The 14,908-nt window shown below is 61.8% G+C and carries 15 protein-coding genes; 5 read left to right on the top strand and 10 right to left on the bottom strand.

The window, feature by feature from the left end:
- Positions 1–6 precede the first annotated feature (6 nt).
- From CAF73_RS24025 to CAF73_RS24015, 3 genes are read right to left on the bottom strand one after another with little or no spacing between them, the layout of a single operon-like run.
- Positions 7–876: a rhomboid family intramembrane serine protease gene (locus CAF73_RS24025; protein ID WP_085704312.1), complete on the bottom strand. Its 870-nt coding sequence runs from the start codon at positions 874–876 to the stop codon at positions 7–9.
- Complete coding sequence (locus tag CAF73_RS24020) at positions 873–1,847, bottom strand: metallophosphoesterase (protein ID WP_371918983.1); 975 nt, start codon at positions 1,845–1,847, stop codon at positions 873–875. The genes CAF73_RS24025 and CAF73_RS24020 overlap by 4 nt, the downstream gene beginning before the upstream one ends.
- Positions 1,844–2,734, bottom strand: a complete 891-nt coding sequence (locus CAF73_RS24015; RefSeq protein ID WP_007956919.1) for an NAD(+) kinase — start codon at positions 2,732–2,734, stop codon at positions 1,844–1,846. The genes CAF73_RS24020 and CAF73_RS24015 overlap by 4 nt, the downstream gene beginning before the upstream one ends.
- A 115-nt stretch (positions 2,735–2,849) precedes the next feature.
- Here CAF73_RS24015 and CAF73_RS24010 point away from each other — a divergent pair, with 115 nt between their 5' ends.
- Positions 2,850–3,800: a DUF1853 family protein gene (locus tag CAF73_RS24010; protein WP_085698872.1), complete on the top strand. Its 951-nt coding sequence runs from the start codon at positions 2,850–2,852 to the stop codon at positions 3,798–3,800.
- Between the two features lie 111 nt (positions 3,801–3,911).
- On the opposite strand, the gene CAF73_RS24005 is transcribed toward CAF73_RS24010, so the two are convergent.
- Together CAF73_RS24005 and CAF73_RS24000 are read right to left on the bottom strand one after the other, a co-directional pair.
- Positions 3,912–5,195 carry an arsenic transporter gene (locus CAF73_RS24005; protein WP_085704308.1) on the bottom strand — a complete coding sequence of 428 codons (1,284 nt, stop codon included), beginning with the start codon at positions 5,193–5,195 and terminating at the stop codon, positions 3,912–3,914.
- A 174-nt stretch (positions 5,196–5,369) separates the two neighbouring features.
- Positions 5,370–5,927 (bottom strand): NADPH-dependent FMN reductase, encoded by a 558-nt coding sequence (locus tag CAF73_RS24000; protein WP_007956924.1) that lies wholly within the window; start codon positions 5,925–5,927, stop codon positions 5,370–5,372.
- 185 nt (positions 5,928–6,112) lie between these two features.
- On the opposite strand from CAF73_RS24000, the gene CAF73_RS23995 reads away from it, so the two are divergent.
- Both CAF73_RS23995 and CAF73_RS23990 read left to right on the top strand, forming a co-directional pair.
- The gene (locus tag CAF73_RS23995) at positions 6,113–6,349 is read left to right on the top strand and encodes a hypothetical protein (protein WP_007956926.1); all 237 of its coding nucleotides are present in this window, start codon (positions 6,113–6,115) and stop codon (positions 6,347–6,349) included.
- A gap of 85 nt (positions 6,350–6,434) precedes the next feature.
- Positions 6,435–7,328 (top strand): LysR family transcriptional regulator, encoded by an 894-nt coding sequence (locus CAF73_RS23990; protein ID WP_085704306.1) that lies wholly within the window; start codon positions 6,435–6,437, stop codon positions 7,326–7,328.
- Here CAF73_RS23990 and CAF73_RS23985 read toward each other — a convergent pair.
- The 5 genes from CAF73_RS23985 to CAF73_RS23965 form a co-directional block, all read right to left on the bottom strand.
- The gene (locus CAF73_RS23985; RefSeq protein WP_085704304.1) at positions 7,294–7,908 is read right to left on the bottom strand and encodes a GNAT family N-acetyltransferase; all 615 of its coding nucleotides are present in this window, start codon (positions 7,906–7,908) and stop codon (positions 7,294–7,296) included. The genes CAF73_RS23990 and CAF73_RS23985 overlap by 35 nt on opposite strands.
- A 14-nt stretch (positions 7,909–7,922) precedes the next feature.
- The gene (locus tag CAF73_RS23980) at positions 7,923–10,178 is read right to left on the bottom strand and encodes an Orn/Lys/Arg decarboxylase N-terminal domain-containing protein (protein WP_085704302.1); all 2,256 of its coding nucleotides are present in this window, start codon (positions 10,176–10,178) and stop codon (positions 7,923–7,925) included.
- A 153-nt stretch (positions 10,179–10,331) separates the two neighbouring features.
- Positions 10,332–11,090, bottom strand: a complete 759-nt coding sequence (gene dnaQ / locus CAF73_RS23975; protein WP_085698862.1) for a DNA polymerase III subunit epsilon — start codon at positions 11,088–11,090, stop codon at positions 10,332–10,334.
- An 81-nt stretch (positions 11,091–11,171) separates the two neighbouring features.
- Complete coding sequence (gene rnhA / locus CAF73_RS23970) at positions 11,172–11,633, bottom strand: ribonuclease HI (protein WP_003224162.1); 462 nt, start codon at positions 11,631–11,633, stop codon at positions 11,172–11,174.
- 90 nt (positions 11,634–11,723) lie between these two features.
- Positions 11,724–12,482, bottom strand: a complete 759-nt coding sequence (locus CAF73_RS23965) for a methyltransferase domain-containing protein (RefSeq protein ID WP_085698860.1) — start codon at positions 12,480–12,482, stop codon at positions 11,724–11,726.
- A gap of 65 nt (positions 12,483–12,547) precedes the next feature.
- Between CAF73_RS23965 and gloB the strand changes: the two genes are divergently transcribed.
- Positions 12,548–13,315, top strand: a complete 768-nt coding sequence (gloB, locus tag CAF73_RS23960; protein WP_085704299.1) for a hydroxyacylglutathione hydrolase — start codon at positions 12,548–12,550, stop codon at positions 13,313–13,315.
- Between the two features lie 99 nt (positions 13,316–13,414).
- Positions 13,415–14,890: a transglycosylase SLT domain-containing protein gene (locus CAF73_RS23955; protein ID WP_085698855.1), complete on the top strand. Its 1,476-nt coding sequence runs from the start codon at positions 13,415–13,417 to the stop codon at positions 14,888–14,890.
- Positions 14,891–14,908 lie beyond the last annotated feature (18 nt).

Genomic DNA, 14,908 nt, shown 5'->3' with positions numbered 1-14,908 from the left:
AAAAATTCAGGCGGCCAGTTTACGGCGGTTGTACAAACCGCCCAACAAACCGGTGAAGCATCCGATGAGTAACCCGCCGACGTGGGCGGCATTGGCGATTTCGCCGAAACCGATCATCGAGATCAGCCCCGACATGCACACCAGCAACCACACCAGCATCATCACCAGCACACCGCGCGGCAGGCGATAGGCCGGGTTCGGCGCCAGCAACTGGAAGATCCAGCAGTGACCGAGCAACCCGTAAAGTACGCCGGACAGACCGCCGAACAGGCTCGGGCCGCTCCAGGCGAATTGCGCGTAGTTGGACACCAGGCTGAACAGCAGCGTCAGGCCGATCAGGTTGACGCTGCCCTGGCGCGACTCGATGCGCCGCCCAAGCTCCCAGTACCACATGCCGTTCATTGCCAAGTGCAGGATGCCGAAGTGGATCAGCATGGGGGTGAACAGGCGCCACCATTGCCCCGCCGCCAGGCTGTCGGCCAACGGTGTGAAGTGGATGTAGTCGCCGACCACGCGAAAATCGAGGAAGGTCAGCCAGCGCATCGTGTCGAGGTTGTCGCCCAGATACGTCAGCCCCGCTACCAGCAGGCTGAGCAACAGGATGAAGCCGGTGGCCCTGGCATGTTTCAGTTGCTCGGCGAAGCTCGGACGCTTGAAGGTCGGCGCCACCGGAATGTCCAGTTGCTGATCGGGGTCGCCCGCCGGGAAACGCTCGTACAGCGAGCGTACGTCTTCGCTGATTTCCGACGGCACCCACAACACCTGCTCGCCCGACTCTTCGCTGACGCGGTGAGGCACCTGCATGCGTTGCAGCAGTTTGACGAAACCGCTCAGGTCCACCGCCAGTGGCAGACGCAATACCGCTACCACGCTCATCGCAGCACCTCCGGCCGCTCGACGTCGACCCAGACAAATTTATGCGGATCGAGGCGGGTTTCCTGATCCAGACGATAGGCCACCAGTTTGCCGTACAGCACCGCGCTGTAATCCAGGCAGGCGAGGTTCGGCCGGATGGGCGCCGGTTTGCCGCTGCGCCAGTAATGACCGACGAACAGCAATGGCTCATCGATGCCATAGCGCAGCAGGGAATTCTTTTCGCTGGAGGTCAACGGCTTTTGCGCCACCGGTTCCGGCAGTGCATCGGGCTGGAACACGATGTCGCCGTAAGTCTGCGGATCGTCTTCCCAGAACTTGGTGCGGAAGAATGAACGCACCAGGCCGTCGCCGCTGGTCATGGTCAGGCCATCCGGCAGGCGCATGTCGGTGCCGCGCAGCAGGCGGTCGAACACGGTGCAGGCGAAACTGCCCGGTACCGCCGAGGCCTGGAGGAAGTGTTCATCGACGCAGCCATCAGGGAACAATGCGCGCAACGGCTCGATCAGGCCGGCGTCCCAACAGGCATGCACCACCCGGAAGCGACCGGCGTCGACAAACAGCGGCAGCTCATAGAACCATTGCTGGAAATCGTGCCAGTCGCCGGGATGCTGTTCGAACTGGGTCAGGGTTTCGTGCAGCAGACGGGCATGGCGCGGCGTGTGCTCGCGCACGAACTGCTTGCCGCTGCCCGGAGGCGCCGGCGTGCTCCAGCCCAAGGCATTGAACTCGTGGTTGCCCATGATGCACAACGCCTGACCGGCCTCGACCATGTCGTGGACGATGTGCAGCGCCTCGCGAATCCGCGGGCCGCGGTCGATGATGTCGCCGACAAACACGGCCATGCGCGATGGATGCCGCCAGACCCCGCCCTGCTTGTGGTAACCAAGACGGTCCAGCAGGTGTTCCAGGGTCAGGGCGCATCCGTGCACGTCACCAATCAGGTCATAACTGCGCGCGGGATCGAGCATCAGTCGCCTCCACCACCCAACTTGCTGCCCCAGCCGAGCTTGGTCCGGCAGACTTCGTAGTAGTTGTGGTCGAGCGGATGGATCAGCCGCAGCTTCTGCGCTTTCTTGCTGACGGTGATGGTGTCGCCCGGCGCGCAGGTGAAGTGGTTCTGCCCGTCGCAGGAGACCTGCGGGTAGATCTGCATATCTTTGGACACGACGATTTTCAGCTCACTGTTGCCATCGACCACGATCGGTCTGCCCGACAAGGTATGGGGGTACATCGGCACAATCACAATAGCGTCAAGCTTGGGATGCATGATCGGGCCGCCGGCAGACAGTGCGTACGCGGTGGAGCCGGTCGGGGTCGACACAATCAGGCCGTCGGCCTTCTGGCTGCAGACGAACTGGCCGTCGATGTACAGCTCGAACTCGATCATCCGCGTCGATTTGCCGGGGTGCAGCACCACGTCGTTCAGCGCATCGCCCTGGCCGATGGCTTCGGCGTGGCGACGGACTTCGGCTTGCAGCAGGAAGCGGTTTTCCACCAGATAGTGGCCGTCGAGCACTTCGGCGACCTTGATTTCCAGCTCGTCGGGGCGGATATCGGTGAGAAATCCGAGGCTGCCACGGTTGATCCCGAGCACCGGAATATTGTGCTTGGCCAGTGCCCGTGCCGCGCCGAGCAGGCTGCCGTCACCGCCGACCACGATGACCATGTCGCAGACCTCGCCAAGCATCTTGCGCGACGAGGTTTGCAGGCCATGGCCCGGCAGGACTTCGGCGATGGTGTCTTCGAGAATCACATGCAGGTGACGATCGAGCAGGAAGCGTTTCAGTCGGCGGACGGTATCCAGCACCTGGGAACTGCCCAGGCGACCGATGATGCCGATATTACGAAATTGCTCCATGGGACTCCTGCGGGGGACTGAGACGGCGAAAAGCACGATTATGGGCGAAAGCGCCGGATAGACAAAATCCTTTCAGCCCCGAGGAGGCCGCGGTGTTTGAGGCTATGCTCGCAAGATGATCCTATTTCCCGATTTGTTGCAGTTGCCCCACCAGTTGCGCCACCCCGAGGTGCGTGATCTGGCGTGGGTGATCCTCGCCCCGCCGATGCTCGCCGCCACCCCGTGGCCGCAGCGCCATCCGCTGGCGGGCAGCGACTGGGTCAGCGACCCCGAGCGTCTGGAACACTGGTTGCGCCAGCTCGACCGCGACAGTTACGGCCTGCTGCACTGGCTGTCCCAGGCTCGCACCCGGCGCCTGGGTCTGTATTACGAGCGGTTGTGGCAATTTGCGGTGGAACACGCGCCGGGCATTGAGCTGATCGCCGCCAACCTGCCGATCCGCCGCGAAGGCCACACCCTTGGCGAATTGGACATGCTGCTGCGCGACCGCGACGGCGTGCATCACCTGGAACTGGCGATCAAGCTCTACCTCGGCCCGCAGAACGGCGACGGCCATGATCCGGCGTCGTGGCTGGGGCCGGGTTGCCATGATCGACTGGACCGCAAACTGGCGCATTTGAGCGAACATCAGCTGCCGATCTCCGCGCGCCCGGAGAGCCGCGAAGTGCTGGCGGCGCTGGATGTGGGGTCTTTGAGTGCGCAATTGTGGCTTGGCGGGTACTTGCTGTACCCGTGGCCCGGTCAGTCCGCACCTCCCAACGGCGCCCACCCGCAACATTTGCGTGGCAGCTGGCTGCATCAGAAAGACTGGCCGGCCTTCGTCACCCAGCGCCCGGACGGACGCTGGCAACCCCTGCCCCGCCACGCCTGGCTGGCGCCGGCGCACTACCCGGCAGACCAGACCTGGAGCAACGGCCACTTGCAGGCCTGGCTCGACGAACTCGAACCGCTGGCCCCGGCGCAACTGATGGTGCGCCTGACCGAAAATGCCCGGGGCGAGTGGGAAGAAGCCGAGCGGCTGTTTCTGGTGTCGGATCTGTGGCCGAATGTGCCCGGCCAATCCTGATTTCTGTGGCGCCTGATCTGGCCCCTTCGCGAGCAAGCTCGCTCCCACAGGTTCAGTGTTCACCGCATCACCCGTGGGAGCGAGCTTGCTCGCGATTGAAGCCAACCTGTTCTAAAGGGATAACCGCACGGCGAGTGCCGCCAGGGTAACCAACAGAACCGGCACGGTCAGCACGATCCCGACCTTGAAGTAATAACCCCAGCCGATCTTGATGTTCTTGCGCTCCAGCACATGCAGCCAGAGCAGGGTCGCAAGACTGCCGATCGGGGTGATTTTCGGCCCCAGGTCGCTGCCGATCACGTTGGCGTAGATCATCGCTTCCTTCACCACGCCGCTGGCCTGGCTGGCATCGATCGACAGCAACCCGACCAGCACCGTCGGCAGGTTGTTCATGATCGATGACAACAACGCCGTCAGCACCCCGGTGCCCATCGCCGCGCCCCATACGCCGTAGCCGGCGAACACATCGAGCCAGCCGGCCAGATAATCGGTGAGCCCGGCGTTGCGCAGGCCGTAGACCACCAGGTACATGCCCAGCGAGAAAATCACGATCTGCCACGGCGCCTCTTTCATGACTTTACGCGTGGAAATCTTGTGTCCGCGCGCGGCAATCGCCAGCAGCAGCGCCGCACATACTGCCGAGATCGCGCTGATCGGAATCCCCAGCGGCTCCAGCGCGAAGCAGCCGATCAACAGAATCAGCAACACCGCCCAACCGGCGTAGAACGTGGCTTTGTCGTGGATGGCGGTTTCCGGGTGCTCAAGCTGTTCCGGGTCGTAACTCTTGGGAATGTCTCGGCGGAAGAACCACAGCAACATGCCCAGCGTGGCCGCGACGCTGACGAAGTTGACCGGCACCATCACCGCTGCATAGCGGTTGAAACCGATGTGGAAAAAGTCGGCCGAAACGATGTTCACCAGGTTCGACACCACCAGCGGCAGGCTGGCGGTGTCGGCAATGAACCCAGCGCCCATGACGAACGCCAGGGTCGCCGCCGGGGAAAAACGCAGGGCCAGCAGCATGGAAATCACGATCGGCGTGAGGATCAGCGCCGCGCCGTCATTGGCGAACAGCGCCGACACCAGTGCGCCGAGCAGCACCATGAAAGCAAACAGCCTGCGCCCACTGCCCCGCCCCCAACGCGCTACGTGCAACGCGGCCCAGGCGAAGAACCCGGCCTCGTCGAGCAGCAGGCTGATGATGATCAGCGCCACAAACGTGCCGGTGGCGTTCCAGATGATTTGCCACACCAACGGGATGTCGCCCAGGTGCACCACACCAAAAATCAGCGCAACGATGGCGCCGAACGTTGCACTCCAGCCGACCCCGAGGCCTTTGGGTTGCCAGATCACCAGGGTAATGGTCAGCAGGAAAATCAGTGACGCAGCGAGCATTCGCGACAGCCTTCAATAAAGTTTTGGGGGAAATCAAACCACACGAAAAAACCTGTGGGAGCGAGCTTGCTCGCGATTGCAATGTGTCATTCAACTGATGTGTCAGCTGATACACCGCTATCGCGAGCAAGCTCGCTCCCACAGGGTCGATATCTTGTCAGAAAAAACGGTGGATCACTTCTTGTGCTGTGCCACCCACTCTCCAAAGGCATTGATGAAACTTTGCAGGAAAGGTTTCACCGATTCGTTCAGCTTGCCCGCCTCGTCGAACGCGGTGCCCGCGCCGCCCAGATAGGCTTCCGGCTGCTGCATGCATGGCACGTTGAGGAAAACGAAGGACTGGCGCAGATGCTGGTTGGCGCCGAAACCGCCGATGGCGCCCGGCGAAACGCTGATCACCGCCCCCGGTTTGCCACTCCAGACACTCTTGCCATATGGCCGCGAACCGACGTCGATCGCATTCTTCAACGGCGCCGGCACCGAGCGGTTGTACTCCGGAGTGACAAACAGCAGAGCGTCGGACGAACCCACTTTTTGCCGGAAAGTGCTGTAGGCTGCCGGCGGTGAATCGCCGTCGATGTCTTCGTTGTAGAGTGGCAGATCGCCAATTTCGACAATGTTCAGCTTGAGATTGGCCGGTGCCAGTTCCGCCAGCGCCAGGGCAACCTTGCGGTTGATGGACGCTTTGCGCAGGCTGCCGACCACTACTGCGACGTTATAGACATTGCTCATTGGAGGACTCTCGACTGTCCGTGGGAGGAGCCAGTAGTTATAGATGATCCGGCGACGATTCCACCAGACGCTGAAGGTAATTTCCTGCGTCTGGAATATTTTTTTCCTGTAGGAAAACTTACCAAGCTCGATGACGGTCTACCAAGCCGCAAATCAGGCGTTTTATCTCCAGAGGTTCTAAGCAGATGGCAGCAGTACTCGTCGGTCAGTTCCATGCAAGAGATGCGGAAGGCCGCGTTTATTCCGTGCATGAGTTCCAGGAATCCAACCCGTCGGCAGACGGTTTCACCGGCACGGAGCCCGTTACCACCTACAAACTGGCGATTGGCGACCGCGTCAACAAGATCGACGACAACGAGTTTTTGCTGGTTCAGTCGGGCATCACCCTGATCCGCGAACCCGAGCCATCGGTCGCTTCATAACCGATCGTTATGAGCAGAAGTCATCCGCGCCGAGTTGGGGTAGGATTCAGCCACTGACCCCAACGGCCGGACATGGACTTCACGCATGCGTTTACGTCATATCGAAGTGATTCAGGCGCTTTTGCAGACCGGTCACGTGGGCACCGCCGCCGAATGGCTGCAACTGGCGGCGCCCGAGGTCGAGGAGCGTTTGCGCGAAGCCGAGAGCCAGCTCGGTTTCATGCTGTTCGCCAGCGTACGCGGACGACTTCAGCCGACCCCGGAGGCCCGGGCGCTGCAAGTCGAGATCGGTCACATCTATGAAGCGCTGGAACCGGTGCAACGGCTGGCCAGCAGTCTCAAGCAATACCTTGCCCCGCCCCTGCGGATCATCGGCACCCCGCCGCTGGCCCAGCAACTGCTGCCGCAAAGTCTCGCTGCCCTGCGTCGGCGTCTGCCCGACGTGCCCTGCACCCTGCTCAGCGAACCGACCCGCGACATCGTCCGTCACCTTCTGCTGCGCGACAGCGATCTGGGCCTGAGCCTGCACGATCCACAGCACCCCGATATTCATTGCCAGCCGCTGGCCCAGGGCAAGCTGCAGTTGCTCGCGCCCCACGGCTGGCTGCAACCGAAGCAGAAGTACATTTCCCTGCAGGATCTGGCCGGCCAGGCGATGGTCGGCCTCGAAGGCCAGGACCCGCTGAGCCCGGCCCTGGAAAACAAGCTTCAGGCCCTGCGCCCGGCGCCGACCATCCAGACCCGGGTGCAAACTCACCAGATGATGCGCGGCATGGTCGAGGCCGGCGAAGGTCTGGCGATCGTCGACCCGTTCACCGCCCTCGGCGCGCGGGCGGGCGGTCTTGATGTCTGCCCTCTGTCGCCGGCGGTGCCGATCAGCCTCTATGCCCTGACCTTCAAACACGCCACGCCGTCGGCGGCGATTCAGACGCTGCTCGCAATCGTCACGGAACAAGCCGAGGCGATGCTGGCGAGCTGATCGGGTGTTCCAGCGGGTTATCGAACAATCGATACCAGAACAGCGCCACTTCGGCGGTATTCGGATCGATACCGCGATAACGCAGGTGGTCGATGCCGCCAATCACATAACCGCAACGCTCATACAGGCGACAGGCGCCAAGGTTGTTGTTCTGGGTTTCGAGCATGATCCCCGGCAGCTTTTTCTTGCGACTCCAGAACTGCGCCACGTCGAGCAAGGCCTTGGCCACGCCATGGCGCCGCGCCGGCGCGTGCACCGCCAGTTCATCGATATGGGCGAAACCGTTCCAGTTGGTACTGATCACCAGATGACCGACCGGCTCGTCCTCCAGATACGCCATGAATATTGCACTGTCGGCGGCATCGCGAAAGCTGCTGAATTCCTCCGGATCGATGCCGTAGCACTTGCGGTACGGCACGATAGGTGTCACGCCCCATTGCGCCACGGGTTTGCCGATTTCGGCCACGCCGTAGGCGGCCACCTCGAAACTGAAATCGCTGCCCCAGATATATTCAGCAAAACCCTCGTCGGCGACCCGCACCGACAGCCCTGGGTATTTCGGATTCATGACCGGTTGCATACTCGGAAAAGCCCTCATTCCTTGACGCAATCGACGGTGTAATGCCGTCCATTGCCCTCATCTTCGTGTTGCAGACCGTGCACATCGACCACGAACCCCGGAAACATTGCATCGAACGTGCGAGCAAACCTGAGGTATTCGATGATCGAGCGCGTGGATTCGGTAAAACGCTCGCCGGGCATGATCAGCGGAATGCCCGGCGGGTACGGCACCAGCATCACCGCCGCTACCCGGCCTTCCAGTTCATCGATCGGCACCGCCTCGACTTCGCCGCGCACCAACTGGTCGTAGGCGTGGGCCGGTTTCATGGCGATTTCCGGCAGCACCGTGTACATGCGCTTGAGGTGTTTGGCGGTGGCATTGCTGCGATAGCAGGTGTGGAGCTGATCGCACAGATCGCGCAGACCCATGCCCCGATAGCGCACAGGATCTTCTTGGGCAACGCATTTCAGGCAGGTGTCGAGGCTGACATTGGCGTCGTAACTGCGCTTGAACTCCAGCAGTTCGGTCAACAGCGTGCTCCACTTGCCCTTGGTGATGCCCATGGAGAACAGCACCAGAAACGAATAGAGCCCGGTTTTCTCCACTACCAGTCCGCGCTCCCAGAGGAAACGGCTGACCACCGCCGCCGGAATGCCCTTGTCGCTTAACGCGCCGCCGGCGGTCAGGCCCGGCATGACCAGGGTGACCTTGATCGGGTCGAGCAGGACGTAGTCGTCGCTGACTTCGCCGAAACCGTGCCAGTCCGCCTCGGGCTTCAGCAGCCAGTCCTCGGTCTGTACCCGGTCAATCCCCTCGACGCCCGGCGGCTGCCAGATCGAGAACCACCAATCGTCAGCCGCGATGTGCTGGCGCAAATTGGCCAGGGCCCGGCGAAAACTCAAGGCTTCATCGAAAGTTTCCTGTAGCAGCGAGCGGCCGGCCGGCCCTTCCATCATTGCCGACGCCACGTCCAGCGAGGCGATGATGCTGTACTGCGGCGAAGTCGAGATGTGCATCATGAACGCTTCGTTGAACCGGTCGCGATCCAGCTGCCGCGCGCCGCCGTCCTGCACATGGATCATCGAGGCCTGGCTGAACGCCGCCAGCAGTTTGTGGGTGGAGTGGGTGGTGAACACCAGCGGACTGTCATCGCTGCGCGAGGTGGCCATGCCGTAACGGCCGGCAAAGAATTCGTGAAACGCCGCGTAGGCATACCAGGCTTCGTCGAAATGCAGGACTTCGACGCTGTTGCCCAGACTCTGCTTGATCAGCTCGGCGTTATAGCAAAGGCCGTCGTAGGTCGAGTTGGTGATCACCGCCAGTTTGACTTTCGGTTCGCGGCCCTTGGTCAGCGGGCTGGCATCGATCTTGGCCTGGATCGATTCGCGGCTGAATTCACTGAGCGGAATCGGGCCGATAATGCCCAGCTCATTACGCTCCGGGCACAGGTACAGCGGAATCGCGCCGGTCATGATGATCGCGTGCAACACCGACTTGTGACAGTTGCGATCCACCAGCACCAGATCATCGCGCCCGACCATCGAGTGCCAGACAATCTTGTTGGCGGTCGAGGTGCCGTTGATCACGAAAAAGGTGTGATCGGCGCCGAAATTGCGTGCAGCCCGTGCTTCTGCCTCGGCCAATGGACCGGTGTGATCGAGCAGCGACCCCAGCTCCGGCACCGAGACCGACAAGTCCGAGCGCAGAGTGTTTTCACCAAAAAACTGATGAAACGCCTGCCCCACCGGACTCTTGTGATACGCAACCCCGCCGCCATGGCCGGGGGTGTGCCAGGAGTAGTTGGAATCGGCGGTGTGCTGCACCAGCGCCTTGAAGAATGGCGGCAACAGGCCGTCCAGATATTTGCGCGCCGCCCGCGCCACCTGCCGGGCGAGAAACGGCACCGTGTCTTCAAACAGGTAGAGAATGCCGCGCAACTGGTTGAGCTCGGCCATGGCATCGGCCGGGGCGTTTTCCAGGGTGACTTGCTCGCCGAGGGCAAAGATCGGCAGATCCGGCGCCCGCACCCGGGCCAGACCGATCAGTTCGGCCATGTTCTGCAACAGATGGGAATTGGTGCTGGCATCTTCGGCAGCGATCAGCATGCACGCCAGACCATGGTGGGTCGACGCAACCAGCCGGCCCTCGGTGTAGTCCGTGGCCGAAACGATACTGAAACCTTCCTGCTCCAATTCATGGGCGATGCCGCGAATGCGTTCGCCAGCAACCGTATCGGCCTTGATGTCGCGGTGAACGATCAATACCGGGAACTTCAGATCTTTGTACATGGGCTCAGTGTCCTGAGGCGGCGGAGAGTGATCTGCCAATGTCCTCAGGGTAGAGGGTCGGAGCGGATGTGGCGAGGGTGGCCAGTTGTCAGTACTGCCAAAAACAAAGGATCGCCCGAACACGGCTGGTATGTTCGGGCGATCCTCTTTGCTTTACGCCTGAGCTTCGGCTTCCAGCAGTTGAGTCCACAACGCCGGGGCGCCGGCCGACTTGGCGATGATTTCCAGGCGCACCTGGTGTTCGGCCAGTTCGGCTTCGGTGGCGCGAATGATTCGCCCCGGCTGACGATCTGCCGGCAGACGACGGATTTCGGTGGCGGAATTGTCCGCGCCCTCGCCCGTGCCATTGCCGTCGGAGGCATTGCCAGCCAGCGACAGGCTGGTCTGGCCGCCGGTCATGGTCAGGTAGACGTCGGCGAGAATCTCCGAGTCGAGCAGTGCGCCGTGCAGCTCACGGCCGGAGTTGTCGACGCCGTAGCGTTTGCACAAGGCATCGAGGCTGTTGCGCTGACCCGGGTGACGCTCCCGGGCCATTATCAGGGTATCGAGGATCGTGCAGTGCTGCGTGATATCGGCACGATCGTGCTGCCCCATCAGGGCGAATTCGTTGTTGATGAAACCAACGTCGAACGCCGCGTTATGGATGATCAGCTGCGCACCGTTGATGAACTCGAAGAACTCGTCGGCCACTTCAGCGAAACGCGGCTTGCCGACCAGGAATTCATTGGTGATGCCGTGGACGCCGATCGCGCCTTCGTCACTCTCGCGGTCCGGTTGCAGGTAAACGTGAAAGTGCCGGCCCGTCAGGCGTCGACCGATCAGCTCGACACAACCGATTTCAATAATCCGGTGGCCGTCGGTCACCGGCATGCCGGTGGTTTCGGTATCGAGTACAACGGATCTGGTGGCCATCAGTGTTCAGCTCTCAACGGGTCAATCGTGCAAAAGCGGCGATGTTAACACGCTCGCCGGAAGGGTTTCAGTGCCAAGGGCTCAGCTCTGCTTGTAACCGCGAACCTCATCCACTCCACGGTTGGCCAACTGGTCGGCCCGTTCGTTGCCGTGGTGGCCGATGTGGCCGCGGACCCATTTCCAGGTGACCTTGTGGCGGTTGACCTGCTCGTCGAGCTCCTTCCACAGGTCGGCGTTTTTCACCGGCTCCTTGGCCGCGGTTTTCCAACCGCGCTTTTTCCAGTTGGCCATCCACTCGTTGATGCCTTTCATCACGTATTGCGAGTCGGTCACCAGCAGCACTTCGCACGGACGCTTGAGGGCTTCCAGGCCGCGAATCGCGCCGAGCAGCTCCATGCGGTTGTTGGTGGTGTTGGCTTCGCCGCCCCACAGCTCCTTTTCGACGCCCTTGCACACCAGCAAGGCGCCCCAGCCGCCCGGGCCGGGGTTGCCCTTGCAGGCGCCGTCAGTGAACAGTTCTACGCTATCGACGCTTTCGCTCATGCCACTCTATCCAGAAAAATGCCTGGCCTCGCCGATCAAGGATCGACAACGGCCCGGGCCGGGACAGACCCGGCCACAATAAAAGAAGGTTTACGGTTCGATGCGGCGCCGATTGACCTTGGCCATCGGCAGCGGAATCAGCTTGCCCATCGGCTCGCGGCGTTCCTGCCGCACCGGACGCAGGCCGACCACGATCTTGCGTGCGACCAGTAAATAGAAGCCGCCGCCTGACAATTGCCAGTCACCGGCCTTGCGTTCCCAGCCGGCCAGACGGGCCTGCCACTTGGGTGACGCGAGCGGCGGACGATAGCACCCGAAGCGGCGTTTCTCCAGCGCGAAGCCCAGCAGATTGAGCCAGTCCGCCACACGTGACGGCGAGATGCAGCGCGCCTTGCGCAAGGCATCATGGGCGAACACATGGCGCAGTCCCCAAGTGCTCCAGGGGTTGATGCCGACGATCAGCAGATGCCCGCCGGGGCGCACGCTGCTGGCCGCTTCGCGCAAAAGTCCGTGGGGCGACAGACAGAAATCCAGACCATGCTGCAACACCACCACGTCGGCGGCGTGCTCGCTCAATGGCCAGGCCTGTTCTTCGCAGACGATCTCCACGCCCGGCAACGGCGCGCCCAGCCGCACATTGCGCTGCACTTGCGGCGCCGACGGCGGCGTCTCGGCGGACGGACCGTAATGCACCAGATAGCCGCCGAAGAACCGGCCCAGTTCGTCTTCGAGCATGCGCCGTTCTTCGTCCAGCAGAAATTGCCCGAGGGGGCCGGACAGCCATTCACGGGCTGCACCGATCAGCGCGAGCCAGTCAGGATCGGCCTGAGCGAACGCTTTATCGATCATTGCATTCTCCAACACGCCAGGAACCTCTAAGATGCGCCAATGTTACCCGCTTGGCGAATTCGACGATGATACAGATCAGTGCCCTGCCCGCCTTCACCGACAACTACATCTGGTTGTTACAGGATCATGCCACCCGGCGTTGCGCAGTGGTCGATCCGGGAGATGCCGCCCCCGTACAGGCGTGGCTCGACGCACATCCGGGCTGGGTGCTCGGCGATATCCTTATCACTCACCATCACCACGACCATGTCGGCGGCGTCGAGACACTGAAAAAGGCCACCGGCGCCACGGTCTACGGACCGGCCAGCGAGAGCATTCCGGGGCGGGACGTGGCCCTCAAGGACAACGACACGGTGCGCGTGCTCGGCTGGGACTTCGACGTCCATGCCGTGCCCGGCCACACCCTGGGACATATCGCCTACTACCATCACGGCCTGCTGTTCTGTGGCGACACCCTGTTCGCCGCCGGTTGCGGCCGTCTCTTTGAAGGCACGCCGCAACAGATGCACCAGTCACTGAGCCGTCTGGCAGCGTTGCCGGAAGACACGCTGGTCTACTGCACCCACGAATACACCCTGAGCAACCTGAAATTTGCCGCCGCCGTCGAGCCGGGCAACCGGGACATCGCCGCCCGTCTGGAAAAAGTCACCCAGCAACGTGCGAACGGCGTCATGACCCTGCCCTCGACCCTTGCACTGGAAAAGCTCACAAACCCCTTTCTGCGCACCAGTGAAATATTAGTTACACAAAAAGTGGACGAACGGAACGGCCCTCAAAACCGGGCGCCGAGTGAGGTTTTTGCGGCTCTGCGGGCATGGAAAGATACGTTCTAAGCAGCGCACCGCTTGGTTCAAAAGTTCTGAATGGTTGACCGCAGGGGGTGCGCTTTCTAGAATCGCCCGACATTTTTGCCCGGAACTTACTTCCAGCCAATGTCGTCATCCATACGTAAGTCCGTCAATTCAGATGCATTGACCCGCCTGGCGCAAGCCATCGCGGTGGCTGTGTCCGCCACACTGGCGGGTTGTTCCAGCCATGCTCCGCAGACTGAAGCGACGCATACGCCGAACATTGCTGCGCGAGCCAAGCAGAAGCCTATCTGGTTGTCGGAAAAGCCCAGCCCGCAGGTACCCCAGGACATCTGGGAGCGCATGCGCAGCGGTTTCCAGCTGCAGGAAGGCCTGGGCGTAAACCCGCGCATCGAGCAACAGCGCCTGTGGTTCGCCAGTAACCCTTCCTTCCTCGAGAACGCCGGTGAACGCGGCAGCCTCTACATTCATTACATCGTCGAGCGCCTCGAAGAACGCAACATGCCGCTGGAACTGGCGCTGCTGCCGGTCATCGAAAGCGCCTACAACCCGATGGCCTATTCCCGGGCCGATGCGGTGGGCCTCTGGCAGTTCATCCCTTCCACCGGGCGCTACTTCAACCTGCGTCAGACCCGTTTCTACGATGGCCGTCGCGACATTACGGCTTCGACCACCGCAGCGATGGACTACCTGACCCGTCTGCACGACATGTTCAACGGTGACTGGCTGCTGGCACTGGCCGCGTACAACGCCGGTGAAGGCACAGTGAGCCGCGCCATCGAGCGCAACGAGAAGCTCGGCCTGCCGACCGATTACTGGAACCTGCCCCTGCCGGCGGAAACCCAGGCTTACGTGCCGAAACTGCTGGCACTCTCGCAAGTGGTTCTGACCCCTGAAGCCTATGGCGTGAACCTCAACCCGATCGCCAACGAACCGTATTTCCAGGTCGTCGAAATCAACCAGCGCATGGACCTCTCCAAGGTCGCGGCGGTGGCCAACATAGACGAAGACGAACTGTTCCAGCTCAACCCGGCGTTCAAGCAGCGCACCACCATCGATGGCCCGCAGCACCTGCTGGTGCCGACCTCGAAGGCGCAACTGCTGACCGCCAGCCTGCAAACCATGCGCCCTGAAGAGCTGATCAGCCCGCGTTCGCTGAAACCAGTGTTCGAAGGTGCCGATCCGAGCGAAATCGCCCAGGCCAAGCGCGCCTATCGGGTCAAGCGTGGCGACAACCTTGGCTCCATCGCCAAGGCCAACAAGGTCGAGGTCAAGGACCTGCAACGCTGGAACAAGCTGACCGGCAAGAACCTCAAGGTCGGCCAGACCCTGGTCATGCAGGACACCACCAAACGTACGCCGGTACGCAAGAGTGGCGGGCGCATCAATACGGTCATCGCCGCCAACAGCAAGACCAGCAGCAAGACCAAAGACAACGACGACGGCAAGCAGACCCAGTACAAGGTCAAGCGCGGCGACACCCTGTACGTGGTGGCCAAGCGTTTCAACGTCGAGATGCAGCACCTCAAGCGCTGGAATCCGGGCGCTGGCAAGGCGCTCAAGCCTGGGCAAATGCTCACGGTCTACCAGCCGCACTGACAAGGAGCCCCTGCTTTT

The sequence above is a fragment of the Pseudomonas sp. B15(2017) genome (assembly GCF_002113215.1).
Taxonomy (GTDB): Bacteria; Pseudomonadota; Gammaproteobacteria; order Pseudomonadales; family Pseudomonadaceae; genus Aquipseudomonas.
The sequence above is the reverse complement of the archived record's forward strand: the minus strand, read 5'-3'. Positions and strand labels throughout refer to the sequence as shown.

Excerpts from the sequence above, each read along its gene's own strand:
- CAF73_RS24025 (WP_085704312.1), bottom strand. The coding sequence starts at position 876 with ATGAGCGTGGTAGCGGTATTGCGTCTGCCACTGGCGGTGGACCTGAGC.
- CAF73_RS24015 (WP_007956919.1), bottom strand. The coding sequence starts at position 2,734 with ATGGAGCAATTTCGTAATATCGGCATCATCGGTCGCCTGGGCAGTTCC.
- CAF73_RS24010 (WP_085698872.1), top strand. The coding sequence starts at position 2,850 with ATGATCCTATTTCCCGATTTGTTGCAGTTGCCCCACCAGTTGCGCCAC.
- CAF73_RS24005 (WP_085704308.1), bottom strand. The coding sequence starts at position 5,195 with ATGCTCGCTGCGTCACTGATTTTCCTGCTGACCATTACCCTGGTGATC.
- CAF73_RS24000 (WP_007956924.1), bottom strand. The coding sequence starts at position 5,927 with ATGAGCAATGTCTATAACGTCGCAGTAGTGGTCGGCAGCCTGCGCAAA.
- CAF73_RS23995 (WP_007956926.1), top strand. The coding sequence starts at position 6,113 with ATGGCAGCAGTACTCGTCGGTCAGTTCCATGCAAGAGATGCGGAAGGC.
- CAF73_RS23990 (WP_085704306.1), top strand. The coding sequence starts at position 6,435 with ATGCGTTTACGTCATATCGAAGTGATTCAGGCGCTTTTGCAGACCGGT.
- CAF73_RS23985 (WP_085704304.1), bottom strand. The coding sequence starts at position 7,908 with ATGCAACCGGTCATGAATCCGAAATACCCAGGGCTGTCGGTGCGGGTC.
- CAF73_RS23980 (WP_085704302.1), bottom strand. The coding sequence starts at position 10,178 with ATGTACAAAGATCTGAAGTTCCCGGTATTGATCGTTCACCGCGACATC.
- dnaQ (WP_085698862.1), bottom strand. The coding sequence starts at position 11,090 with ATGGCCACCAGATCCGTTGTACTCGATACCGAAACCACCGGCATGCCG.
- rnhA (WP_003224162.1), bottom strand. The coding sequence starts at position 11,633 with ATGAGCGAAAGCGTCGATAGCGTAGAACTGTTCACTGACGGCGCCTGC.
- CAF73_RS23965 (WP_085698860.1), bottom strand. The coding sequence starts at position 12,482 with ATGATCGATAAAGCGTTCGCTCAGGCCGATCCTGACTGGCTCGCGCTG.
- gloB (WP_085704299.1), top strand. The coding sequence starts at position 12,548 with ATGATACAGATCAGTGCCCTGCCCGCCTTCACCGACAACTACATCTGG.
- CAF73_RS23955 (WP_085698855.1), top strand. The coding sequence starts at position 13,415 with ATGTCGTCATCCATACGTAAGTCCGTCAATTCAGATGCATTGACCCGC.